18 protein-coding genes are annotated in these 25482 nt (G+C 39.5%); 8 read left to right on the top strand and 10 right to left on the bottom strand.

Annotation, left to right across the window (positions count from 1 at the left end; genetic code table 11):
• Positions 1-69: 69 nt before the first annotated feature.
• Together GSQ19_RS23905 and GSQ19_RS23900 are read right to left on the bottom strand one after the other, a co-directional pair.
• Positions 70-447 carry a hypothetical protein gene (locus GSQ19_RS23905; protein WP_185478777.1) on the bottom strand — a complete coding sequence of 126 codons (378 nt, stop codon included), beginning with the start codon at positions 445-447 and terminating at the stop codon, positions 70-72.
• Positions 448-1045: 598 nt separating this feature from the next.
• The gene (locus tag GSQ19_RS23900; RefSeq protein ID WP_011320311.1) at positions 1046-2086 is read right to left on the bottom strand and encodes an NAD(P)/FAD-dependent oxidoreductase; all 1041 of its coding nucleotides are present in this window, start codon (positions 2084-2086) and stop codon (positions 1046-1048) included.
• Positions 2087-2240: 154 nt separating this feature from the next.
• On the opposite strand from GSQ19_RS23900, the gene GSQ19_RS23895 reads away from it, so the two are divergent.
• Both GSQ19_RS23895 and GSQ19_RS23890 read left to right on the top strand, forming a co-directional pair.
• Positions 2241-3083 carry a YaaW family protein gene (locus GSQ19_RS23895; RefSeq protein ID WP_011320310.1) on the top strand — a complete coding sequence of 281 codons (843 nt, stop codon included), beginning with the start codon at positions 2241-2243 and terminating at the stop codon, positions 3081-3083.
• Between the two features lie 248 nt (positions 3084-3331).
• Positions 3332-4648, top strand: a complete 1317-nt coding sequence (locus GSQ19_RS23890) for an O-antigen ligase family protein (RefSeq protein WP_011320309.1) — start codon at positions 3332-3334, stop codon at positions 4646-4648.
• Between the two features lie 359 nt (positions 4649-5007).
• Here GSQ19_RS23890 and GSQ19_RS23885 read toward each other — a convergent pair whose 3' ends face one another.
• Positions 5008-11061, bottom strand: a complete 6054-nt coding sequence (locus GSQ19_RS23885) for an AAA family ATPase (protein WP_011320308.1) — start codon at positions 11059-11061, stop codon at positions 5008-5010.
• Between the two features lie 408 nt (positions 11062-11469).
• Here GSQ19_RS23885 and GSQ19_RS23880 point away from each other — a divergent pair, with 408 nt between their 5' ends.
• From GSQ19_RS23880 to GSQ19_RS23865, 4 genes are all read left to right on the top strand, one after another.
• Positions 11470-12324 carry a mechanosensitive ion channel family protein gene (locus GSQ19_RS23880; protein ID WP_011320307.1) on the top strand — a complete coding sequence of 285 codons (855 nt, stop codon included), beginning with the start codon at positions 11470-11472 and terminating at the stop codon, positions 12322-12324.
• A 296-nt stretch (positions 12325-12620) separates the two neighbouring features.
• Entirely contained in the window at positions 12621-13481 is an 861-nt protein-coding gene (locus tag GSQ19_RS23875; RefSeq protein WP_011320306.1) for a mechanosensitive ion channel family protein, read from the top strand.
• Positions 13482-13525: 44 nt separating this feature from the next.
• Positions 13526-13726, top strand: a complete 201-nt coding sequence (locus GSQ19_RS23870; protein WP_041456306.1) for a hypothetical protein — start codon at positions 13526-13528, stop codon at positions 13724-13726.
• A gap of 24 nt (positions 13727-13750) precedes the next feature.
• Positions 13751-14077, top strand: coding sequence for a type II toxin-antitoxin system HigB family toxin (locus GSQ19_RS23865; RefSeq protein WP_104009961.1), 327 nt, complete (start codon positions 13751-13753; stop codon positions 14075-14077).
• Here GSQ19_RS23865 and GSQ19_RS23860 read toward each other — a convergent pair.
• The 3 genes from GSQ19_RS23860 to uvrA form a co-directional block, all read right to left on the bottom strand.
• Positions 14014-14550, bottom strand: coding sequence for a HEPN domain-containing protein (locus tag GSQ19_RS23860; RefSeq protein WP_011320305.1), 537 nt, complete (start codon positions 14548-14550; stop codon positions 14014-14016). The genes GSQ19_RS23865 and GSQ19_RS23860 overlap by 64 nt on opposite strands.
• 6 nt (positions 14551-14556) lie before the next feature.
• Positions 14557-15819 carry a DUF262 domain-containing protein gene (locus GSQ19_RS23855; RefSeq protein ID WP_224311634.1) on the bottom strand — a complete coding sequence of 421 codons (1263 nt, stop codon included), beginning with the start codon at positions 15817-15819 and terminating at the stop codon, positions 14557-14559.
• 272 nt (positions 15820-16091) lie between these two features.
• The gene (gene uvrA, locus GSQ19_RS23850; RefSeq protein WP_011320303.1) at positions 16092-18989 is read right to left on the bottom strand and encodes an excinuclease ABC subunit UvrA; all 2898 of its coding nucleotides are present in this window, start codon (positions 18987-18989) and stop codon (positions 16092-16094) included.
• A 125-nt stretch (positions 18990-19114) separates the two neighbouring features.
• On the opposite strand from uvrA, the gene GSQ19_RS23845 reads away from it, so the two are divergent.
• The gene (locus tag GSQ19_RS23845) at positions 19115-19315 is read left to right on the top strand and encodes a hypothetical protein (protein ID WP_153228387.1); all 201 of its coding nucleotides are present in this window, start codon (positions 19115-19117) and stop codon (positions 19313-19315) included.
• A gap of 162 nt (positions 19316-19477) precedes the next feature.
• Here GSQ19_RS23845 and GSQ19_RS23840 read toward each other — a convergent pair whose 3' ends face one another.
• Entirely contained in the window at positions 19478-20290 is an 813-nt protein-coding gene (locus tag GSQ19_RS23840) for an HAD family hydrolase (protein WP_011320302.1), read from the bottom strand.
• Between the two features lie 105 nt (positions 20291-20395).
• Between GSQ19_RS23840 and GSQ19_RS23835 the strand changes: the two genes are divergently transcribed.
• The gene (locus GSQ19_RS23835; protein WP_011320301.1) at positions 20396-21196 is read left to right on the top strand and encodes a hypothetical protein; all 801 of its coding nucleotides are present in this window, start codon (positions 20396-20398) and stop codon (positions 21194-21196) included.
• Positions 21197-21212: 16 nt separating this feature from the next.
• On the opposite strand, the gene GSQ19_RS23830 is transcribed toward GSQ19_RS23835, so the two are convergent.
• The 3 genes from GSQ19_RS23830 to GSQ19_RS23820 form a co-directional block, all read right to left on the bottom strand.
• Positions 21213-21947: a DevA family ABC transporter ATP-binding protein gene (locus GSQ19_RS23830; RefSeq protein WP_011320300.1), complete on the bottom strand. Its 735-nt coding sequence runs from the start codon at positions 21945-21947 to the stop codon at positions 21213-21215.
• Between the two features lie 127 nt (positions 21948-22074).
• Entirely contained in the window at positions 22075-23232 is a 1158-nt protein-coding gene (gene devC / locus GSQ19_RS23825; protein WP_011320299.1) for an ABC transporter permease DevC, read from the bottom strand.
• Positions 23233-23272: 40 nt separating this feature from the next.
• Positions 23273-24697, bottom strand: a complete 1425-nt coding sequence (locus tag GSQ19_RS23820) for an HlyD family efflux transporter periplasmic adaptor subunit (RefSeq protein ID WP_011320298.1) — start codon at positions 24695-24697, stop codon at positions 23273-23275.
• Between the last annotated feature and the right edge of the window lie 785 nt (positions 24698-25482).

Below are 25482 nucleotides of genomic sequence, written 5' to 3'. Positions count from 1 at the left end.
CATAGTCTGAGATTTTTGTTGAATCACCAATGACTAATGACCACTGACTAATGACTATTGACTAAATAGTTAACCAAACCAGTGAGATGGCTCACAGCCTACTTGTACTGATTCACAAAGGTGGTGACTGATCCAGTCTGATTTTTCTTGGAATATAGAATAAATGCCTTGGTGAATCAAGCGTTGTAGGTGTTGTTGCTGCTCTAAAGGACTACGAGGTAATTTGTTGTTCCACCAGCTTTCTTGCTCACGGCTTGGTATGAGTAACTGTTCGTCAGATATGGCGCTATAGAGGCAGGGGATACGATTGAGAACAAAAGCGATTAGCTCTTGGCGCAAATCAGGAATTGCAAATGCTTGTTGATAAGGATGATATGGATAGGTATCTAAAACGTTTTCAATCTCTCCCAAGACTGATTGTTGTGTTAAATTGACTACTGTTTTAATCATTTTTAACTCCTTTTTTATTTATTTGGTGGTTCGATTTGTATAAAGCAGAAAGATCCTAAATAACACTCTTTTTCGGGTAACTATTTAGAAGTTATCTTTATATATACACACCGACCATAAACGAACTTTTTATTTTGGTGAGTTTCCAGAAATTTGGTTTTACACCTTTCTTTGAAATAGAGTCTGATGGACAGTATAGCTGTTAAAAAACAGGACTCAAGAGACTACTAAGCCTAATTTTTTCTATTTATATTTTAATTTTTTCAAATTTATGAGTTTTTAACGAAAATCTACACAAAACGCATTAAATAAAATTAGGGATCAACGTAAAATATACTTAGGGTGGGCAATGCCCACCACAAATATGATACGGTGGGCATTGCCCACCCTACAGATACTTAGATATTTATGCACAAGTGCAGCCTGCACTAAGAATCATCAAATCGGATTCCTATAGATTATTGGATGTGCCTGATGCACGGCTTTTCTCATCATCTATGTATTTCGTGAAACATCATTTTTAGAAGGTAATTTACTAATTCATAAAAATGAGGTTTACTACATTGCGAAACCAGTCTAACGATAGATGGAAATATTAGGTAAAAACTTTGAGAAAGTTCACATCAGGTAGAATTAGCTGGTTTAAATAATTGTTAATTTCCACAGATGCGGCCAGTCCAGAGAGCATAGCACCTTCAGCAAGATTGCCACCACACCAATCACCACAGCAAACTAAAGGGAGTTTAGCTTGAGCTACTAAAACTTGATTGTGCCAAACAATATGAGGAAAGGCATACCGCCAACGATGTACTTGTAACCACTCTGGAATACCTAACCAAGGGAGTTCTAGCGTTTGGGCTGCATGGTGTAACATCTGCTGTCCTATGGGTTGTAAATCTGAAGACTCTAAATGAAGTTGGGCAAAATTGGCGCTACTTTGTAAAACAAATACTGGTTGTTGGGGTTGATGACGCTTACTGCTATCTAAACCTATCCACCCCAAAACAGCATCATCGATAAAGTTGAAAGCTTTCCAGTTTGGTAGTGGATGAGATGAAGTAGGATATCCAGCGATCGCACTAATACAGGGAGCAAATTCTACAGCACTCAAATTTGTCAAAAATTCTTGACCCAAAACACCTCCACCCAATGGTGTCAACAACATCGCAGCCTGGGGTGCAGGAATAGCAATAACTAAGGCCTTAGCCCTTAATTCTTCGTTACTGGATTCTAAAGTTAAACGCCAGGTATTTTCGGGTGTTAAGTTAACTTCTGTAACACGTTGATTGAGCAAAATATTTAAATTTTGGGCGAGAAATTTAGCGATCGCACTCATTCCCCCAGGGGCAACATAACGGGGTGCGGCGTTGGGTTGGAGTTCGTAAACTTCATCTGTCCAGATTTCTAGGATATGGCGATCGCGCAATAACTCTACAAAATCGGTGAATAATTCACCCTTGGGCTTTAAATAACAGGCTCCATGATCTGCCCAAGTTCCGTGCAAGCGCCGTGTAGCCAAGCGTCCCCCCAAACCACGGGACTTTTCCACAACTAACACCGAATACCCAGCCTGACTTAATTGCTGGGCGCAAACCAAGCCAGCGATACCTGCACCGATAATTACAATGTCATTCATATTTTTAGGGATTGAGGATTGGGAAGAAATGCAAGAAAGAAGTATTAACTGTTGACTATGGACTAATGACTCAGCACTCCCCAATACTAATTTCTGCTGAAAGCTAATAGTAGAATAGGGTACAGGAAAGCTGCATGGAAGGGAGGAAGGGAAATTGGATGAACTGAGGGCGGCGCTGGAGTTAGCAACGGATGAAGAATTACAGGATTTAACAGCAATTCTGTTTAGTCGTAAGTTCAATCCCCTAGATTATGTTCAGACACCTGAACCAATCGAAATTCAAAGCCAAAATAGAGAAGCTTGGCTAGATTCGCTAGAAAATCGCTTTCGATTTTTAGCCGCCGATGGAGTGACAGTGTTACGAGGACGGACAAGCCAAGTAACTTACCGTCAAGCATTAATTCAAGTCTGTAAGTATTTAAAAATTCCTTACTCTCAAGATTTAACAACAATTGATTTAGAAGCGGAAGTATTTTTACATCTGCTGGGACAAGTTTGGAAAAAATTACCAGAAAAAGAAAAACAAAAATTGGCTATGCAGGTACAACGTCAGCTTGTGAAAACAGAGGTAAAAGAACCTTTACCTTTGTTATTGCAAAGCGACCCCTTAGGCTTGCTGTTAAAAGGTGGTAGTGCTTTAGCTGTCACATCACTGGTTAAACCGTTCGTACTCCAACAAATTGCCCGTCAATTTGCTATCCATTTTGCTACCTATCAAGTGGCTAAAGATGCTTTAGTTAAAGGTTCTCAAGCAGCGACAACGCAGTTTCAAAGCTACGTTACATTGCAAATGGCGCGTCAGGGTATGACTGTGAGTGCAGCCCGTTATGGAGCAGTCCGCACTATGTTTGCCTTTGTTGGCCCGGTAATGTGGGCGTGGTTTTTCGCCGATTTAGGCTGGAGAAGCATTGCTACAAACTACGGTCGGATCATCCCCACTATTTTTGCCTTGGCCCAAATTCGTCTGACCCGTGCTGAATGTTGGGAATTGGCTTGAAGATAGGGACTGGGGATTGGGGATTGGGGACTGGGATGAAATCAATTCAAAACTCAAAATTCAAAATTCAAAATTTCCTACGTGTACTCTAAAGGAGAACTCGTTCGCTTTAGCGTCTCCGGAGGAGAAGAGTAGGCTGCGCCAACAAAATTCAAAATTCAATTTCTTCCCTTTGTCCCTGCTCCCTGACCTTCTTAAATCCCCTTTCTCATGCGCTGATTGTGTGATTATTAACCTGGGTTTCTAGTTTGAAGATAGCTTTTTATCATCCCAAACCTAACTGCCAATTTCCTTGGAATTGCTTTCAATTAGGACTATTAATCTTTCCCCTCACTCCCTTTGTGGGATTTGTGAGCATCATGCTAGCAGTGTTAGTAACTTGGACACGCCAATACCGCAGTATTATCCGCCGTCCTATCAACTGGGGATTTGCACTGCTGAGTTTTTTGCTGTTTATTTCCGCCTGCTTTGCCAATGACAAAACAGCCGCTTTTGTAGGGTTGTTTAATTTACTGCCATTCTTTTTGTTATTTACAGGTTTAGGTTTCCTGATTCAGACAACTGCTCAATTACGGCACATAGCTTGGATTTTAGTTTTTGGTTCTGTACCAGTCGTAGTTATGGGCTTTGGGCAGTTATTTTTCGGCTGGAACCTGCAAATACAAGTTTTGTGGATTTTATTAGATTGGACGATCGCACCTGGAGGTAGTCCACCAGGACGTATGGCTGCTCTATTTATGCACGCCAATATTTTTGCTGCTTATTTAGCGATCGCCTTCACATTAGGTATAGGATTACTCCTAGAACAATGGCAAGTAAGGCGCAGGGCGCAAGGAGAATATAATTCCCTAGCTTTGATTATTTTCCTAACACTCTCAGTAATTGCCGACTTTGCCGCCTTGATTTTAACTAACTCACGTAACGGGTGGGCGATCGCCATTATTGCTTGTTTAGCTTTTGCACTTTATCAAGGTTGGCGCTTATTAGTCGGTGGCGTTGCTGCTGTCGTCACCACAGTCTTACTGTCAGCTTTTGCACCTCCCCCTCTTGCTCAAGTTTTGCGCCAGATTGTTCCTGCTTTCTTTTGGGCGAGATTAAACGACCAGATGTATCCAGATAGACCACTGGCATTGATGCGAAAAACTCAATGGCAATTTGCTTGGTCTTTGACTCAGCAACGTCCTTGGACAGGGTGGGGACTGCGTAATTTTACAGACCTTTACAAAGCTCAGATGAACATTGATTTGGGACATCCCCATAATTTGTTTTTGATGTTCTCTGCTGAAACTGGATTACCTAGTACTTTTTTATTTTTTGGATTGCTTAGTTGGATATTGTTTGCAGGTTCGCAGAGTTTATGGAAATCCAACAATATAAATCAGCAAGATAAATTGATATTTTTCAGCTATCTTGTTGTTTTTGGAGAGTGGCTATTATTCAATACAGTGGATGTAACTCTCTTTGATTTTAGGCTGAATACTCTCTCTTGGGTAGTGATGGCTGCTATTGCTGGAAATATATATTATTACAATCAACACCAAAAAATTGTTAAAGAGGACAATTGATATTCAGTTTCCTTGAATACTGATTGTATCTGTGGAAATGGGGAATTTCTGATAGAAAAGAAACTGTACGTATTATCCATTACCCATTACCTCCGTTGAAGTTGATTAGCAACTCACCTTACTAGTAGTAAATGTAATGATAATTTTATTGATATTAGAAATAAATTTTCAGTGGTTACACTGCGGCTTTTATAATTAGTAGTGAATAAGATAATTATATTCACGTTTGTGACTGTGAGTGTGGCTAATCACTAACTAGCCACTGTTGCTGATTGTTGGGAAGGTGTAGGGATAACTATTAAAAGTTTTCCCTGCATGACGGGCATCTATTTTAGATGCCCTTTTGTCTTTTTATCTTATCAATATTTATTGGCTCTTTCTGCTGTTATAGGCAAAATAATCACAAATTCAGTACCTTGACCTAGTTGAGAATTGACCTCGATTGTTCCACCATGCTTTTCTACAACAATTTGACGAGCGATCGCTAGTCCTAATCCTGTACCTTTTTCTACGCCTTTGGTCGTAAATAAATGCTCAAATATATTTTGCTTTAACTCTTCACTCATGCCGATACCATTATCAGCAATAGAAATTTTGACGTGGTTATTTACTTGGGTGGTACGAATGATAATGCGGTTAGTATTCGCTGCAATTTCCGCATAACTCAAACCATTATTTGCGTCTTCTAAAGCATCAATAGCATTGGCTAAGATATTCATAAAGACCTGGTTCAATTGTCCGGGAAAGCATTCAATGTGGGGTAAATTACCGTACTTAGTTATTACCTCAATAGCTGGACGTTTGTCGTTAGATTTCAATCGATGTTTCAAGATTAAAATGGTACTATCGATACCTTTATGAATGTTAAAAGGTATTTTGTAATCTTTATCTGCCCGTGAAAAAGTGCGAAGACTGGTGCTGATATTTTTGAGGCGATCGCACGCCATTACCATCGCCTCAATTAACTTGGGTAAGTCTTCTAAAGTGTAATCTAAATCGATTTGTGCGGCATGATGGAGAATTTTATCTCCAGGATGGGGCAGACTTTCTTGATATAGTTTCAAATGCTCCACAATATCAGCAAAGGTGGGTTGAGTATGTTGCAGACTGACGGCAATAAAGCCCAAAGGATTATTCATTTCATGGGCTACCCCTGCAACTAAATTACCCAATGCAGACATTTTTTCATTCTGCACTAACTGAAGTTGGGTTTGCTGGAGATGTTGCAGCGTGTGTTCTAGTTGGGTGGCTTGTTTTTGCGTTTGGATTAATAAGTCTGTTTGCTTGAGGGCAATACCCATTTGCGCGCCGACTTGCTGGGCAAACTGCATTTCCAAAGGTTCCCATTGACGAGGGCGATCGCATTGGTGAATACAAAGTAGTCCCCACAGTTCTTCTTCCTGCATAATTGGCACTACCAATGATGCTCTAACATGGAACTGTGCCAAAATTTGCCGATGACAATCTAAAACCTCCGATGATTGTACATCGGTTATTGCACAGATGCGTCCCTGTTTATAGAGGTTGGCATAGTTTTCGCCAAAGCAGTGATCTTGAACTTTGACTGCGAGAGCGGAAGGAAATGCAGGTGATACATCTTCGGCGACAAACTCACCATATTCATAATTTACATCTAGGTGAAACTGATAGATTCCCACCCGATCAACATCGAGAATACGACGAATATTTTGGGTAACTACGCAGAAAATAGCATTCAAGTCTAAAGACTGGCGCATCTGATTAACAACATCAAACAAGATTTTCTGTTGTTTGAGGGATTGTTTTAGCTGTTGAGCTGTTGTTTGAGATTCTTGATAAAGACGAGCTTTTTCTAGAGAGACTGCGGCTTGGGCAGATAAGAGGCGGATCACTTCCAGGCGATCGCTAGTAAATACTCCCCTTGTTAGTCTATTTTCTAAATAGAGAATCCCCACTAAATGCCCCTGATTCATCATTGGCGTACAAAATACGCTCTGGGGTTGATTTTGTAACATATATTCCCCAATCAGTCCGGGAATATCTGTTTGTAGATTATCTATGACAACGGTTTGTTGAGTATTTTTGACATAGTAAATAATGTTTTTGGGGATATCTTCACAAGTTTCTAATGGTTGTGATTCCAGAATAGTTTGGGTAGACTCGGAAGAATTTGGTTGGAGGTTGCTCAAAGTCATGGCTTTGATTTGCCAAATATCTTCCTGGGGAAGCAGCAGTGCAGATTTTTTTGCCCCAGAGTTTTCTAAAATAATCTCAGTGAGATTGGTGATGAGTTCGTCTAATTCTAAGGAAGTGGAAATAACTTGAGCAGCCTTTAAGATAGAGGCAAAATCTAGGGTGTCGGAGATACTAGCACTGCCTACTGCGGAAATGAGGGTAGATGAAGATGTGCCAGAAACAGCTATAGTTTCTTGGGCGTTAAATTTAAACTGTCGTTCTTGCAAAATGGGTTGGAGTAGTTGGGGATAGCGTTTTTCTAAGTCGTTAGTTTTGGCTTTAGCACCCCAACGGGCATAGCAATAGTAAGCCTCCTGCATATAAACTGCGGCAACTTTTTCTTTTTCCCAATCCAGATAAAACTTTGCTGCAAGTTCATTGGCTAGGGCTTCGTCTCGGAGGTATTTATTTTCTTTTGCACCTTTAATTGCCATCTCATAAAATTCCATGGCCTCAGTTTTCTGCTCCAGCAGACGATGTATTTCTGCTGTTACCAATTGCCATTTATGTAAGTAATTCATCGGCGCATGGTTCGCCCATTTGTCCAGAATGGCTTGATTTTCTCGGATTCGTTGCCATTGACTATCACTGTCGGCTGGTGATGAGTGAAGTTCAGCCAGTGCTATTAAGGAATCGTAGAAGTAAAAAATTGGTTCGGCTACACTCCCCATACAGCCAGTTAAATACTGTCTGGCTGTTTCTGCATCTTGTTTGGCGCGAGGATCTGCTAGCAGAAAATTCAGCACCAAGCGATACAGGTAAAACTGGAATAATCGCCACAAATCGTTAGCAGCTACTGCTTCAGTGACAATTTTCTCTCCATAGGCATCTTGGCGTAATGAAATCTCATCAGTTGGTTTTCCTAGTAAAGTCAATGCTGATTCCCAATAAACGAAACAATGATTTGCACTTGTCACCAAATTAAATTCGAGTAACTGCTGGTAATAAGTAGAAATTTGGGATGCAAATTCGCTCAAAGATTCACCGCTCCAGTAAGCGTTCATCCCAAAATTCTGCACGTTGTAGCCAAAAAATTCCCAATTACCTGTTTCTAATCCTGCAATACATCCTTCTTGGATAATTGGCAGTGTGTCTTGCAGATGAGCTGTGCAGTGATAAAAATATCCTCCCAAGACAATGAAAGTGGCGGCGCGAACGTTTTTCGCCTCTGGCTCGGAGGCTAGTTGGTAAGCTATTTGTCCCAACTGCTGCGCCAACGCCATATCTTGCCATGTTGTACTCAGTTGGAAGGCATAACTCACGTAACCATGAGCAGAAAACAGACTGTTACCAAATTGCACAGAAAGTTTCACCTGTAGAGGAACAATCAACAGATACAACAGTGAACCAGTCATGTAACAAGCGGGGATGAGGCTGCTGGAAATTTGCATGATGGCAAGTTTTTCCGGATCTGTCATCTTCGGCAGATTGATAAATTCCTCTAGGTGGCGATCGCCAATTAATCTGTTAATTTCTTCTCTAGCCTGCTGTACATCCTCTGGAGTCGGATGATCAGGCAAGCTGACTCCTAGTTCTTGCAGGAGGGATGTACCTGTGGCGATCGCTTCTAACAACTCATTGCGGGAGGTGAGAGCTTGGATTTTAACTTGGTAAACTTGCACCCGATCCAAAGGGCATTTGGCACGGTTAACCACCGTCTCAATTAACTGGTTCATCTGCTCAACATCCCCACACAATAAGGCAATCTCCGCCGCTAATTCATGGATGGTGAGAGTCAATTGATATTGTCGCTGCCAAGCAGTTTCACCTAAAAGTATGATGCTTGTGTCAGCGTATTCACGACTGGCTTGATAAGCTGTTGCCGCTCTGGCTTTTTGTGCCGCATTCAGGTTGAGTTGGGCGAGTTCATCCCGTTGGCTTTGTTGTGTAATCAGTGTAATGCCGTAGTTTAACTGATTAACTATTTCAAAGATATGCTCCTCTCTCGCTGCGGGGGAGATTTTTTGTAGTAGTAATTGTCCTATGTTGTGATGAGCGATCGCGCGTTCAGCTTCTGGAATCAAACAATAGGCAGCTTGTTGCACCCTGTCATGAAGAAACTTATATGTAAAAATCTCCGTAGTTTGTGCATGATCTATTTCCTGTTCTTGCCCAACAAAAAACTTATAAACTTCACTTTGGGGTATAATCAAACCTTCTTCTAATGCCTTCCATAAACAAGCAGCCGTTTTCGTGGGCGATGATTCCCAAACAATTGCTAAAGTTTCTAAATCAAATTGATTGCCAATACAAGCTGCTAACTGCAATATTTCTTGAGTTGCTCGTGGCAGTCTTTGTAATTGAAATGCCATAAAGGCAACCACATCATCTGTCAAAGCTTGGTGATTAACTTGGGCAATATCACACTGCCAACAGCCTAAATCGCCGTTAAATTGAATTAGATTATCGTGGTATAGTGCCTTAAGAAATTGTGTAGTAAAAAAAGGATTACCCTGAGTTTTTTGAAATACTAATAAAGCCAAAGACTGGGCTATTTCCTCCGAACATTTAAGTGTTTCCGCCACTAATGTATTCACCTGCGATTGATTTAATGGTGCTAAATCAATCTTCTTGATGGTGCAATTATCTTTGCCAATTTCATTCACTGTTAACATTAGTGGATGTGCTGGATTCACTTCGTTATCCCGATATGCACCAATTAAAAGCAGATAACCTGTATCATTCATTAACAACTGAATTAATTTCAATGAACCAGAATCAGCCCATTGCAAATCATCAAGAAAAATTACAAGTGGATGTTCAGCACTAGTAAACACTTGAGTGAATTTTTTAAATAATAAATTAAATCTATTTTGTAAAGCCGTACCTGATAGTTTTGGTGCTGGTGGTTGCTTACCAATAATTCGTTCCAACTCTGGTATGACTTCGATAATTACCTGTCCATTGTCACCTACAGCTTCTAGTATCTTGCCTCGCCATCGCTGAATTTGAGTATCACTTTCTGTAAGTAATTGCCCCATTAAATTACGGAAAGCTTGCACAAATGCTGAGAAGGGAAGATTCCGTTGAAATTGGTCGAATTTACCCTGAATAAAATAGCCCCGTTGACGAACAATAGGTTTATGAACTTCTTTGATTACCGCCGTTTTACCAATTCCAGAAAAACCAGCTACTAGCATCAATTCTGTAGCACCAAGACTCACTCTAGTAAAGGCTGCTAGTAAAGTTTCTATTTCTGCTTCTCGACCATAGAGTTTGTCAGGAATCAGAAAGCGATCGCATACGTCCCGACTACCAATTGTAAAGTATTCGACTTTACCAGTCTCTTGTAATTCTGCTAGACATTTTTCTAAATCATATTTTAAACCCAAGGCATTTTGATAACGGTCTTCGGCATTTTTTGCCATTAACTTCATCACGATCTCACCAACAACTTGGGGAATGGTTTCCCCATTTGGCAATTTTGCAGTTTGTATTCCGTTGGGGAACCCGTTCCCATAGTCTTCCTTAGGGAAGGAGGAGGGTAGTTTGAATTGGTCTGGTTGTTTAGCAATATGACAATGAACCAACTCCATTGGATCATCAGAAGTAAATGGTAATTGTCCAGTGAGTAATTCAAAAAGTGAAACCCCCAAAGAATAAAAATCACTACGATAATCAATTCCTCGGTTCATTCTTCCAGTCTGTTCCGGTGATAAATAGGCAAGAGTTCCTTCTAAAATATTAGGACTAATAATACTTTGGGTTTCTCTAGGAAGTAGGGAGGCGATACTAAAATCGATTAATTTAACTTGTTTAGTTTCTGGGTTAATGAGAATATTTGCGGGTTTGATATCCTTATGAATTATCCTTTGTTGGTAAAGATGATGCAGAATATCTGCTAGTTGAATGGTAATGGTCAAAATTTCAGTTAAGGAAAGCAATTGCTGCTGAGCATAATCTCGTAAAGAAATGCCGCCAAAATCTTCCATTACCATTGCATAACTATTGCGGTATGCTTCCAAGCTATATAACTTGACAATGCCGGGAATCTTTAAGTTTTTAGCGATCGCATACTGGTTGCGAAACTGTAACAGTTCACTAAAAGTAGGATACTCGCGCTTGAGCAGTTTAATCACCACGGGTTGCTGATCTACTTCTCTTACTGCCCGATAAACAACTGTTTTGGAGCCATGATAAATTTCTTCTAATACAAAATAACCAGGAATTGCGATCGCCAAATCTACATATGTATTCATCTTGACTGACTCCACGCGGATATCAATTTTTCTGAGGACTTATGTGTGAAAACTAATAATCAGCCTTCGGACAAGGGAGGATTATAAAGGAGTAGTCAGCGCTCGGCTTGGCAAATTTGTAGCCACCTTCACAATGCTCCCAAGCGAAGAGTTTCATGGTAAGAGACCTTGTCTATGAGCCAGTATGCCCATATTTATGTACAGTTATCCAGCTTCATGTATCAACATTTTTCTCCATAGAGCTTATTTCTCTAGCTGAAGATAGATGATGAGTTTTCTACTCTGTGAAATGTAACAGACGTTTTCAATCATGCTTATTGATGCCAAAGATTAAAAAAAAGTATCCATAGACAGTTTTTACGGAATTTCTAGTATCTTTTTTGATAAACACTAAAATAAGAAGAAATTATGAATTTCCCACAAATTGGACAGGTAGCCCTTGCACTGTTAACTCAATTTGGGCTGAAAGTTGTAGGGGCGATCGCACTATGGATTGTTGCTCAAAAGCTGATTGAGTTTGCCCTCAAGCTAGTGCGTCGTGGTTTACGCACCCAGAATATTGAACCGACACTCATTAGCTACCTACTGAATATTGTTTCTGTCACATTGAGAATTGTGCTAATTGTGGCAATTCTCGGTTTCTTTGGCATTGAAACTACGTCCTTTGCCGCATTGTTAGCAGCCGCAGGTGTGGCTATTGGTGCAGCTTGGGGTGGATTATTGGCGAACTTTGCCGCAGGTGCATTTTTAATTATTTTTCGTCCATTCAAGGTTGGCGACTTTATTACAGCCGCAGGGATAACCGGTACAGTCTCAGAAATCGGCCTGTTCACCACAGATATCACGACTCCTGACAATGTGTTGACAATAGTCGCCAATAACAAAATATTCGCTGATAATATCCAGAATTTCTCAGCTAATCCCTTCCGTCGCGTTGACTTACTGGCGCAACTTCATCATGATGTTGATCATAATCAAGCGATCGCTCTTTTAAAAGCTAGAATTAGTCAAATTCCCAATGTGGTAGAAAACCCTGCACCAGATGTAGAAATTCTTACCTTTAATCTAGCAGGCCCTGTATTAGCAGTACGTCCCTATTGCAATAACGACCATTACTGGCAAGTTTATTTTGATACCAATAAAGCCATACGCGAAACATTTGGTGAAGCAGGTTATCCCATCCCTGAACAACGCTATGGTTTTAGTATGCCACCCGAAAATGGTACTAGTTCTGTCATTCCCTCATCGGCATTATCTTCATAAGGTAATTACTGAGTTTTAAGTACTTTATTTTTCCTCAAGCAGAATAAGGATTAACTACAAGGTAGGTCATTCTCTGGCTTACCTTTTTTGTGTTTATATTCCCTTATTTCTTGTGTTTCAGCATTCATTATTAACACTTTTTCCGGGTAAAAAATAAAACCTAACTTAAGAAAGAGGTTAAGCCATCAACTAATTCTCACTATTATGGCAAGCTGTAAAAATTTAATAACTTTTAGTCAGCATATAGCGTTAAATTACCGTTCTTTTCAAAAAGCATCAAAAATAGATAAATTCTTATGAATATAGCTGAAATTAGTCAAGTTGCTCTAGCTCTTTTAACACAGTTTGGACTGAGAGTTTTAGGAGCGATCGCTCTTTGGATTATTGCTCAATGGTTGATTGATTTTGGCTTAAAGTTACTGCGCCGTGCTTTTCGCAATAAACACGTTGAGCCTACACTAGTTAACTATATTGTGAATATAGTTAATGTAATCCTGAAAATTGTTTTAATCGTAGCAATTCTTGGCTTTTTCGGCATAGAAACTACTTCTTTTGCAGCATTACTAGCGGCGGCTGGTATAGCCATTGGCGCGGCTTGGAGTGGTCTTTTAGCTAACTTTGCGGCTGGTGCATTTTTAATTATTTTTCGCCCATTTATGGTTGGTGATACTATTCAAGCAGCAGGAGTTACAGGAACAGTAGAAGAAATTGGACTGTTTACTACAACTATCAATACACTCGATAATGTAAAGACAATTATTGGTAATAATAAAATATTTGCTGATAATATCCAGAATTTTTCTGCCAATCCTTACCGTCGTGTTGACTTACAAGCACAACTGCATCACGCAGTTGATCCTACGGATGCAATTAGGCGTTTAAAAGAGAGAATTAGCCAAATTCCTCATGTATTAAATAATCCTGCACCAGATGTAGAAATATTGGAATTCAATTTAGCAGGGCCAGTATTAGCAGTGCGTCCTTATTGCCATAATGAAAATTACTGGCAAGTTTATTTTGATACCAATAAAACCATCAGGGAGACTTTTGGTCAAGCTGGTTATCCAATTCCCGAACAACGCTATATGTTTAGCGGACAATCACCAGATGGAACATCAGCTAATACTATCCAACAAACATCTTTAGGAAGAGGCTAGAACTTAGATATGCGATAATAAAGACATATCTCAATTTACTGGATATGTCTTCTTTTTCTTGCGCTAGTTGTGCAGTCGTCCTAAACCAACAACAGATGCAAAATACTTCTCATCAAAACCAAGGTGAGGATACTCCTGTTGACCACAGCAAAAGTGTGGGTAAAACTTGCACTGTGGTGGAGAATGGTAGGGTTGTAGTGAAAACATTACAACCGCAAAGTGATGAGACTGCTGATGATGCTTAGTCTTATCTCATCCTATTTTGAATAATGCACGTCATCAGTCGTAAAAAGCTTAGAGAATTTTGTCAAGCACACACTGATTCTTGTGAAGCGTTTGATGATTTCTATATAACTGCTAGTAAAGCTAACTGGGGAAATCTGTTAGAGGTTCAGACTGTTTATCTTAAAGCTGAGGCTGTAGGTAACTTTACAGTATTCAATATAAAAGGTAATAAATACCGATTAATTACCAGTATTAACTATGAACGACAGGTCATTTATATCAAGTATGCTCTAACTTTTTTTGTGTCTCAACTCAAACTTTTATGGATGAAACTTATACTCAAGAAATTTACGAATACTAATGAGTCTTGATACATTTTATATATTTCTTCTGCGGTTTTTTCAAGAGGAAAACTTGCAAAATTAAGATGAACCAACTTGTTCCGTGTCTCACCTAACTCAAGAAATGCCTTAACAGAAGATTTTAATGTCTCATCATTATCTATTTCTCTTTTTAATTTATCTTTAAAATCTTGACCAAACAGCGAAAAAAAGGTATTTGCATTATTACCGTCCCATTGAAAATATGTATGATATTGTCTTTCAATAGCCTTTTTTTTGACCAGGGAAACTACATATTGATTATTCTGAGATACTTGTTCAACAAACTCCTGAATCATCTTGCAAATTTCTTCTTCAAAATAACTTGCAACTGATAGCAAAAGAGCCTTCTTAAAAGTTGTATCAAATTGAATTTTTAAAGATATTTCTTGTTGACTTTCGAGATAGTTAAGTAATTCTTGATTATCCTTATAAATCTTATCAATAATAGTTTCTTGTAGCATAATACATTAAACCTCTTCAGCTAATATAGACACAGCTCTTTCAAGCCTTGCTTTTACATTTGCTGTACTAGAGGTTCTGTTCTGTATAGCATTAATAAATTCAGGATCGCTTTTTAGCCTTTCAAGCTGCGTATAGTCTAGCTTATCTTCTATAAAAATTTCTTGAGCAAATGATTTTTTACAGTGAGCAAAAAAAATAGATTCAAACATAGATAAATTAAATTTATTTGTAATCTTTCCATAAAAGGCTTTCTCAGGAAGGTTAGAACAGCTAGATAAAAAAGAATGAAAAAGTTCTTCTAAATATTGAATTTTTTGAGCTTCTAGCTTTTTACATCCGCTAGAAAACTCATTAAGGAATTTTGCCATAGATGGTTTGTATTCTGTTCCCTTTACTAACATAGCAAACCCCCTCAAAAGTATTTCAATATCTTTCATGTGTAGGTCTGGTTCAACGCCAACTATCTTACGCCATTCAGGAAGTGCATTAATTCTATATAGCATAGTGTAAAAGTCTGAATGGTAAAGACTTGCTCTAATCTCTTGTGGTTTTAAATTCATTCCACCAGAATTTAGTCTATTAAAGACTTCATATATGGATGAATTATCATCACTAGGAAAATTTTGTTTAATGATTATATTTCTAATAGTACGTAAATCAAATGTAATTTTATATTCATCTAATGTTGAATAATTTAAACTATGTAGTTTATTTCTTTGATTAGATAGCCTAGATGGTAATTGTAAATTAAATTTTGTAAAATACTTATCGTTATGCAATACCTCGCCTGGTATTTTTCCGTTCTCATCAAAAATATGTCTTAATTCGATTCTTTTTTCATATATAGGAAATCGCTGTTTAACAAAATAATATATAGACATCAAACGTTGTTGACCATCTATAACAAGAAACCTGTTTCTAGCCTCTTCATAAAGGAAGATTTGTGGTACAGGTAAGCCAATTATTATTGATTCGATCAGTTTTGATGCCCTTTTTATATCCCAAACATAATTACGTTGAAAACCCGGGATTTTTACAGCACCAGATTCAATAAAATCAAACATCGTCTTAGTATTGAAGTCATTGGGTGACGTTGTTATATCATATTCTTTTATATCGAATGAATCTTCTTCTTGAAATTCTTCATCACACCATTCTTCTTGCTTACTTAGGAGGTCTGCTTCATTTTGATATTCTTGATTCTCTGATTCCATAACTTTATTCCATTTTTGTAATCCAGTTATAAGATTAGCAAAATGGAATGTCAAGGATGATTTATTTTAGTTTTACAAAACGTTAGCTTTAAGAAAATGTTTGAAAAGTCTTATTGTGGGCAGCAAAATGTTTAATTTCCCCCTAAATCCCCCTTAAAAAGAGGGGCTTTGATTCTATTTCCCCTTTTTAAGGGTGGCTAGGGGGGATCAATAAGTATCTAAAATCACAGCAAATCACTTTTCAAACAACCTCTAATATTACGATAAATTTTTATTTTTCTTAGTGTTATAAGCTCTAAAATCACTATATTGTCATTACTGCATCATTAATCTTTTAATGCAGGATATTGTTGCAATACCTGCTGCAAATATTGCCCAGTATAAGAACTGGTATTTTTAGCAACTTCCTCTGGTGTCCCGACAGCAATCACTTCTCCCCCCTTGTCGCCACCTTCTGGCCCTAAATCAATGACCCAATCAGCACAACGAATTACATCTAAGTTGTGTTCAATTACCAAAATCGAATTACCTTTATCGACCAATCTTTGCAACACATCTAGTAATTTGTGGACATCATAAAAAGATAAGCCGGTGGTGGGTTCATCGATTAAATACAGGGTCTTACCTGTAGCGCGGCGAGATAATTCTGTGGCTAATTTGACTCTTTGCGCTTCACCACCAGATAAGGTAGTTGCAGGCTGTCCTAGTTGAACATAGCCTAATCCAACATCAACTAAAGTTTGCAATCTTGTAGCAGCTTTGGGGATGTTTTGGAAGAAATCTAAACTCTCCTCAACAGTCATGTTGAGAACATCGGAAATAGATTTATCTTTATATTTCACTTGCAACGTTTCGCGGTTGTATCTTGCACCTTTGCAAATTTCACACTGCACATAAACATCAGGAAGAAAGTTCATCTCAATGACATTTACACCCTGTCCGCTACAGGCTTCACAACGTCCACCTTTAACGTTGAAAGAAAATTGTCCGGGTTTGTAACCTCTGGCTTTTGCTTCTACTGTTTGTGAAAATACGTCCCGAATTACGTCAAAAACTCCTGTGTAAGTTGCGGGGTTAGAACGTGGTGTGCGTCCGATGGGTGATTGGTCGATGACGATCGCTTTATCTACTGCACTCAACCCCTGAATTTTTTCTAACTCTTTAGGTAAAGGAACTTTTTTAGTTAGATGATGTTGTAGTGATGGGTAAAGTAATTCGTTAATTAATGTCGATTTACCAGAACCAGATACTCCCGTGACAGCAACTAATTTACCTAAAGGAATTTCTACATCAATATTTCTTAAATTATTGCGATGGGCATTTTTAATGGTTAAACTCCGACCATTTCCTTCACGGCGTTCTCCTGGTGTATTAATGACCTTACGTCCTGATAAATATGCACCAGTAAGAGACTCTTCTGCTGTTAATAAAGCTTGCAAATCGCCTTGAGAAATAATATTACCGCCGTGGATACCCGCACCTGGCCCAATATCAACTAGATAGTCCGCAGCGCGGATTGTTTCTTCGTCGTGTTCGACTACAATTAAGGTATTACCTAAATCCCTTAATTTAGTTAAAGTTTTGAGTAATCTTGCGTTATCTCTTTGGTGTAAACCAATGCTTGGTTCATCTAAAACATAGAGAACACCTGTTAAGCCAGAGCCAATTTGTGTAGCGAGGCGAATGCGTTGGGCTTCCCCTCCAGAGAGGGTCATGGCGGCACGGTCTAGGGTGAGGTAATCTAAGCCGACATCTAACAAAAATTGTAATCTAGCTTTAACTTCTCGCAAGACTAAATCAGCAATTTGCATCTGCCGATCGCTTAATTTTAATTGTTCTGTTCTCTCTCGGCAATCCCGAATCGAAACTCCAGTTAAATCTAAGATATTATATTGTCCCAACTTCACCGCCAAGGCTTCTGGTTTTAACCGTTTGCCGTGACAAACTTCACATGGTTGGTCAATTAAATACTGCTCTAATTTCTGCTTAATTAATTCGGAACCGCCTTCATATTGGCGTTGTAAAATTGGCAATACACCTTTAAAACTTGGTGTCTTAGGATTATCTTTACCTTCCTGTTTCTCCCCATACAAAATAATTTGCTGTTGTTCTGGGGTGAGTTTATGCCAATTTATTTGCAACTCAAAATTATGAGTTTGTCCCAAGCTATATAGTAGTTCCAGGTAATAGGAATTTTCTTTTTCTGACCAAGGAGCGATCGCTGCATATACTGGAGCCTCAGGGTCAGGTACGACTAACTCTGGTGAAAATCTGCGTAAAGTGCCAAGACCGTGACAGTTGGGACAAGCACCATAGGGGGAGTTAAAGGAGAACAAACGCGGTGATAACTCCTCCATAACTGCGCCATGTTCAGGACAAGCAAAGTTTTCCGAAAATACTAATTCTTCATCGTCAGTTGTCTCTTGTCCGTTGTCCGTTGTTGATGAATTACTGATTAATATGTTAGCAATACCACCAGCTTGTTTGAGACACGTAGACAAAGAATCTACTAAACGTTCTTGAATACCGTCTTTTTTTACCAGTCGGTCAATGACAACCTCAATGGTATGAGTAATATTTTTATCTAATTCAATCGAGTCGGAAAGTTCGCGGACTTCGCCATCAACCCGCACCCGAACAAAGCCTTGGGAAGCCAAACTAGATAATAATTTGCGGTGAGTTCCTTTCTTACCCCTAACAACAGGCGCGAGAATTTGGAAGCGAGTCCTGTCTGGTAGTTCCATAATCCTATCAACCATCTCATCAATGGTTTGGGGTGCAATACAGCGATCGCAGATGGGACAATGGGGTTCACCAGCGCGACCAAACAACAGTCGCAAATAGTCGTAAATTTCTGTTACCGTCCCCACAGTAGAACGGGGGTTGTGAGATGTAGATTTTTGGTCAATGGAAATCGCTGGGCTTAAACCTTCGATGGCTTCCACATCCGGTTTATCTAATTGTCCTAAAAATTGTCTGGCGTAGGCGCTGAGAGATTCCACATAGCGCCGTTGACCTTCGGCGAAGATGGTATCAAACGCCAAAGAAGACTTACCCGAACCTGATACGCCAGTAAACACGATTAGGCGATCGCGTGGCAATTCCAAGTCAATATTCTTCAGATTATGCTGTCGCGCACCCCGAATTCTAATGGTATTCTGGCTGTTGTGATTGGCGTAGGGAAGATGTCCATTCAGGGATGCGGCTAGCTTATTATCTGACATATCGACAGGGTGATAAAGTGAGGCAGCGTGAAACAGTTTTTAATAATACTATTTTTACTATGGTTATAGTAGAACAATCGTACTGTTTTAAGTAGATATTTCCCAATATTTATGGGATTGACGGTATGAGACTTTTTGCTGGGGAAGGGTATGAGGGCGTAATGGTAGCAAGGATAGTGCTGTACCCTCATGGTTGCAAAATTGCCCAAACTAGCGGGTTATCTCTCGAACAAGTATCATCCCTTGCTCAAGAACAATTGCTCATCTTCACCGAAACAACGGTCTTAGCACCTGATACAGAAGAACTACCACTATCGGCACAATAATCGGGATTAACACTATCAGTCCCCATTTATCAAAGCGAAGTTTTTGACCTTCCGACTTCACAACAGCAATTAGACCAACTGCGCCTATGAGTATCCAAATACAGCCGAAAGCTATAAAAATGGTAAATGCTGAGTCTTGCATAATTTGGTAATTGGTAATCCTTAGTTGCCCTTCCTCAAAATATAACTAGATAACTCACAAAATCCTTCCCCCTCAGCCGCAGTGGTGACGTAACTGGGTTGATGCTGCAACTGGTCTGCATATTTCAACACATTCGCCACACCGACAGAAAGGGGGAAATAACGCTGATTAAATAAACTTTCATCGTTAGGGCTATCACCAACAGTTACAACCTGAGTCGGGGAATAATCGGGAAAATATTTTTGTAAAACTTGTAATAAGGCGATCGCTTTTTCTTGTCCTTGTGGTTTGATATGACACTGGACGTTGCTGTAAGTAAATCCCCAACCCATATCTTGACAGAGATTGGCTATAATTTTTAGTTCCTCTAAAGTCAAGCCAGCTACATCAAATGTCCAATCGGTAACGCGAAAGCGATTATCCCCTGATTCTTCAATTTGGGGAAATTTCAGTTTTAATTCTTGAAAAACCAAAGCTAAGTTCTGTCTATGTTCAGTTACATCGGCAATGGGTGTTAATAGTAAGGGATGCTCACTTTCCGCAGGATAGAACAAACCCCCATTTTCCCCTATTGCCCCCGCAACTGGCATTAAGCTACTAATTCCACTCATCCAACCGGCTGAACGTCCGGTAACAATCAATACCGTCAACCCCCCAGCCTTTAAATCTTCTAGGGTTTGCAACAAAGCCGCAGAAAATCTTCCTTGCTGAGTCAGAGTACCATCCATATCTGTGGCAATGAGGCGGACATGGCTCAATTCAGCCACAGTATTTTGGGAAATTCTTTGCAGATTTGGAGAATGCCCAGCACCAACATGGGGATTTATGTACATATGCGGTTTGAGAGAAGCTGTAAAAAATACCAATAATACAGCAATGTACAAACATAAATTTGGGCATCCTAACACTAGGTAGTCAAACTTTTCTGTTTACTCACTATGCGAACTTCAATATTCCTCGCCCAAACCCCACCGAAAAAAACACAAAAAGAAATCCGCCCAAAACCAGCAGCCGAGACTCAAATGTCACCTGTTTTGCTGGCTACCTCTGGAGGATTACTTTTAGCGGTGATTGCTTTAGTGGTTTATGGTAGGCTCCAGATGAAGCAACTGGAGAAAAAACTGAAGTTTGAAAAATTTCGTGCTAAAGAACTAGAGAAAAAATTTAAACTGGCTCTCGAAACGATTCGTAAAATGGAAACCAATCCCGACTTGGTGAACTCGCGGGACTTTAACCTCGATTATCTACGGATGCGGATGTCAGAAGAGGTATTCCATTTTGCCATTCTCAATCAAGTAAAAATTAGAATTAAAGATAAAATATCTCAAGCTTTGCGTCCCAATCAATCGCAACAAGGGACTGTGGGTATTGCCAACACCACTGGACGACAAGTTGATGAAACCTTTGATGTGGAATATGAAACTGGTACTCCCCCAAACACAGCCAAACGAGTACTATTTCGCATCCAAATTCGCTTAATGAAGTTACCAACACAGGCAACTTCTACGACTATTAGCCAAATTATCGACTGTATTGAAACTTATCTCAGTCCAATGGATGATGAAGATACATGGCAACCAACTATTCAAGGTCGGATTGCTCATATGCACTGGGATCAAAAGGCTAAACCAACGCCCTTATTAGTGTTAGAGCAATCGAATGATGGTGTAAATGTAACTTTCCGTACCAGCCGTCAAGCAAACGCCTCCACACCACAGAAGCAGCCTGGCGTTAAATGAATGCAAAATTGATAACTTAAGGGGTTTCACTCCAAGCGCCGGAATCATAACTGACGATCGCTGTTTGGGAATCACGAGCTAATATACCATCTTCCATTTCGACGATACGATCGGCGATGTCGAGAATGCGGTTATCGTGGGTCACTAACAAAATGGAAGTACCTTGGTCTTTAGCGAGACGCTGCATAATTTCCACGACATCCCGTCCCGATTGTTTATCTAGGGCGGCGGTTGGTTCGTCTGCTAGTACCAAGGGCGGATTATTCACTAGGGCGCGGGCGATCGCTACTCTTTGTTTTTGTCCCCCAGAAAGATTGTCTGGGTAGTAATCAACGCGGTTTTCTAGACCTACGGCTTTCAGCATAGCTTCTGCTTTGGCGATCGCTTCTTCTTGGGAAATATGCTCGTTCAATTCCACCGCCATCTGCACATTTTGCCTTGCAGTTAAAAACCCCAGCAAGTTATGAGCCTGAAATATATAACCAATACTACGGCGAATCTGCACCAGTTTATTCTGGCTAGCACCTGACAACTCAACACCTAAAAATTGCAGATTTCCTTCTTGTACCGACCGCAAACCACCAATCAAGCTTAGTAATGTAGTTTTACCTGAACCTGATGGCCCGGTCATAATCACAATTTCCCCAGGGTAAATCTCTAGGTTTATATCAAATAAAATCTGCCTTTTGAGAGCGCCTTTACCATAGTAATGATTGAGGCTTTTAATGGCAATTACAGCTTCTTGTCTCATGATATTTGGGTTGGCTAATTTATAATTTAAAATTCAAAATTCAAAATTATAATATAAATTTTTTAGTACTGGAGTTATAAAATTTGGTATTGAAATATTTTTCATGATTAATTTTTAATTTATACTTCTAGAAAATATCTGCTGGGTCGGCGGAACGTAGTTTACGTACAGCAATTGAGCCGGAAACAAAACACATAATCATGGTGAGAATCAGCACTGTAATAGCGCGATCATAGCTCATGAATACAGGCAACAATGTAGCTTGTCTAGCAGTTTGATATAGAACCATAGCAAAAACCCACCCAGGTAAATAACCCAAGCAAGCTAATAGTAATGCTTCTTGTAAAATTACACCTAATAGATATTTTTGGGTATATCCTATTGCTTTTAAAGTAGCGTATTCAGATAAATGATCAGCAACTTCTGTATAGAGAATTTGATAAACAATTACCGTACCAACAATAAAACCCATGATTGTTCCTAAGGTAAAAATAAAACCAATAGCTGTACTACTTGCCCAATAATTACGCTCAAAATCAATAAATTCTTGTTTAGTTAATACGTTGATATCGTCAGGTAAATAACTCCGTAATTCTTGAACAGCAGTATTCGGATTTACCCCTGGTTTTAATCTAACTAAGCCAATATCAATTAAGCCTTGCCGACGGAGAGGAAATAGCCGCAAAAAGTTAACATCGCTAGTAACTAAATTACCATCTGCGCCAAAAGATGCACCCAAGGTAAAAAGACCAACAACATTTATGCGTCTACGGCGCACTTCAGCCGAAATACTCTGGCCTTGCTCAAAATTCTTGGCGATCGGTCCATATTCTGGTCTAGAAGAACGGTCGAATAAAACAGCATCAGGTAGTTTAAGCTTATCTAAATTCTCCTGAACTCCTGCCAAGTTCAATATATTAGTTTCTGGATTAATTCCAAAAACCAAAATACTACGAGTTAGACCAGTGTAGGGATTTTTCCAAATTGAGTAATCTAAATAAATAGGATGTACTGATTGGACTGATGGTAGCTCTAAAGACTTATACAAGCGCCGTTGTGAGAAGGGTTTCATTGCTAATACGGCGTTGGATTGTTTATTAATTAAAACAATATCGCCTTGCAAACTTGTATGTAAGCGAACGTTACTATAGTAAAGAGCATCGCGGAAACCGATTTGCATAAACATGAGAATATCAGCAAAGGCAATTCCCGCAAGAGCAACGGCTAGGCGAGTTTTTTCTCGCGTTAATTGTAACCAAGATAGAGGGATTCTTTTACGATTCATTTCCGTAATTATGTGGATTTTCTCATCAACGGAAAATTGATTATTTATTAATGTCAACCACTACCTTGGCGTAGGTTAAACCAGAGACTTTTTGGCTGTCTTCCGGTGATAAGGCAATTTTGACTTCAACAACTCTGGCATCAACATCAGCTGCTGGATCTGTATTTAAGACATCTTTTTTGCCAATTTTTCTGCCAATTTCGGTGACTGTTCCTCTGATTTCCCCGCTAAAGGCTCCGTTATCGCTGCTGGCTGTGACATTTTGGCCTATGCGTACCCGACCAATACTGTCTTCAGGAACCTCAGCAATAATCATCATTTGCTCGGTTTCTCCCATTTCGGCGATACCGTCGGCGGTGATGGCTTCTCCCGACTTGCTATAAATTTTTAAGATTTCTCCCGCCGAGGGTGCTTGAATGTAGCTTAATTTTAATTCGGCTTCGGCTTTTCTGACGTTGGCGATCGCATTACTAACTTGAGCTTGAGCCATCTGCACATCAGTAGGACTAACTTCCACCAATCTTTTCAGCCTGGCTTTTTCTTCGTCAATTTGTCTTTGTAATGTCGCTACGGTTTTGTCACGGGTAACTCTCGCTTCGATGAGTTGCTGTTGCAAACTGGCTAGAGTTTTCATCTGATTAGCTCTAGCCTCAGCAACTTGCTGTCTGAGAGTGGCTAGCGCCTGTCTCAAGGTGGCTTGACTTTCAATTACCTGTTGATTAGCAGTAGTCGCCGTTAATCGCCTTCTATCTCGCTCTTGCTGGGAAATAGCACCTTCCCGGTAGAGAAAATCGTAGCGCCCCGCATCCACTTGAGCGTTACGTTGCTCGGCTCTAATGCGGTTCAGAGTGGCTCTTAAACTGTCTTGCTGTCCTAAGAGTTCTGCTTCTAAGCGGTTAACTAATGCTTGTTGCGCTACTTTTTCCGCACTCAATTGGGATGCGATACGCGTAATAGTTGCTTGTTGAGCATCCCTTTCACCAACTAACTGCGCCTGTAAGCGAGCAATTACGGCGGTTTGCGCTTGGATATCCCTGGGGGAACCAACCCGGACTTGAGCCAAGTTAGCGCGAGATTCCAGTAATTTGGCTTTCGCTTCTTCCACGGCCGCTAGTTGGGTATCGTGATTATCCAAAATTGCTATGATTTGACCCTTCCTAACACGTTCTCCCTCTTTTACAAAAAGTTGTTTAACTCGTGATGCGGATTGCATTCCTCCCACGGGAGCCGAAAGTTTAATTACTTCCCCTTGCGGTTCTAAACGTCCCACAGCACTAACACTTGTAACGACTGGTTTAACAGGTACGGATGGGCCTAGCCTTTTTAATTGCTCAAATTTAGCTGTAGCTAGTAACCCCGCAGCCACGGCTACTGGTAGGGCTACAGCAAGACCCCACCAAATCTTAGGTTGTTCTAGATCAAGTGGCTGCTCTCTTGACCTACGTTCTTCCGTCACCCTTGACATGGTTTTTTGTCCGTTTATCTGAATTTTGCTGATGAAAGTAATACCAATTCAAAATTCGTCTTGAAAAGTTTCCTACGGCGGGAAACCCGCCTACAGAACTTTTCGCAAAATTCAAAATTCAAAATTCTAGATATCTATCAGAGTTTATCAATTTGAATATGTTATTGAATTTTGGGGAATTGGTATCACAATAAGTTAGGAGGTAGAAGCAAATAAAAGTTTTTCTGTTAAACTTTGTAGTCTTTGCCGATTAAAGATTTTTCCACCACAATGTAATAGTTTCTCAAGAAAAACGACATCGGCTTGACGTTAAGTATTAACTAAATTTGAATACCTGATAAATATTTATCTCAGTAGCTTTTCTAAATAGAAATGGCATTCCGCCCACCGTAGGGAATACCAATTCACCAAAATCTTGAAACATATCTAAACCTAGAAACCCTTGCCAAATCCAGATTTCTTAATTTTGAATTGGTATAACTCCTGAATTTAGTCAGTCTGAGTATGCAGATAGATTTCATTATGGCAAATCTTTTAAAGATTTTCTGCAACTTAGATGACTTTATTTGTTTTTTTGAAGAGGTTCTATCAAAAGTTTCACAAAAACTGATTTATGCAGTTAAATTTTGTGCGATAACATAACATTTCTCCAAGACTAATTCGTAATTTCTAATTAGTGATTCCTAATAGTCTGTGGCTAGAATTGTACCTACGTATTTTATTATCTAAACTTTGTTATTTACTCCCTCAAATACTTATTTTGTAAATTCTACATTCATCTGTTT

The organism is Trichormus variabilis 0441, from assembly GCF_009856605.1.
GTDB classification, from domain to species: Bacteria; Cyanobacteriota; Cyanobacteriia; order Cyanobacteriales; family Nostocaceae; genus Trichormus; species Trichormus variabilis.
This window is presented reverse-complemented; position numbering and strand designations above follow the sequence as displayed.

Coding starts and splice junctions, on each gene's coding strand:
- GSQ19_RS23900 (WP_011320311.1), bottom strand. CDS start 2,086: ATGAATGACATTGTAATTATCGGTGCAGGTATCGCTGGCTTGGTTTGC.
- GSQ19_RS23885 (WP_011320308.1), bottom strand. CDS start 11,061: ATGAATACATATGTAGATTTGGCGATCGCAATTCCTGGTTATTTTGTA.
- GSQ19_RS23880 (WP_011320307.1), top strand. CDS start 11,470: ATGAATTTCCCACAAATTGGACAGGTAGCCCTTGCACTGTTAACTCAA.
- GSQ19_RS23875 (WP_011320306.1), top strand. CDS start 12,621: ATGAATATAGCTGAAATTAGTCAAGTTGCTCTAGCTCTTTTAACACAG.
- GSQ19_RS23870 (WP_041456306.1), top strand. CDS start 13,526: ATGTCTTCTTTTTCTTGCGCTAGTTGTGCAGTCGTCCTAAACCAACAA.
- GSQ19_RS23865 (WP_104009961.1), top strand. CDS start 13,751: ATGCACGTCATCAGTCGTAAAAAGCTTAGAGAATTTTGTCAAGCACAC.
- GSQ19_RS23860 (WP_011320305.1), bottom strand. CDS start 14,550: ATGCTACAAGAAACTATTATTGATAAGATTTATAAGGATAATCAAGAA.
- uvrA (WP_011320303.1), bottom strand. CDS start 18,989: ATGTCAGATAATAAGCTAGCCGCATCCCTGAATGGACATCTTCCCTAC.
- GSQ19_RS23845 (WP_153228387.1), top strand. CDS start 19,115: ATGAGACTTTTTGCTGGGGAAGGGTATGAGGGCGTAATGGTAGCAAGG.
- GSQ19_RS23840 (WP_011320302.1), bottom strand. CDS start 20,290: ATGTACATAAATCCCCATGTTGGTGCTGGGCATTCTCCAAATCTGCAA.
- GSQ19_RS23835 (WP_011320301.1), top strand. CDS start 20,396: ATGCGAACTTCAATATTCCTCGCCCAAACCCCACCGAAAAAAACACAA.
- GSQ19_RS23830 (WP_011320300.1), bottom strand. CDS start 21,947: ATGAGACAAGAAGCTGTAATTGCCATTAAAAGCCTCAATCATTACTAT.
- devC (WP_011320299.1), bottom strand. CDS start 23,232: ATGAATCGTAAAAGAATCCCTCTATCTTGGTTACAATTAACGCGAGAA.
- GSQ19_RS23820 (WP_011320298.1), bottom strand. CDS start 24,697: ATGTCAAGGGTGACGGAAGAACGTAGGTCAAGAGAGCAGCCACTTGAT.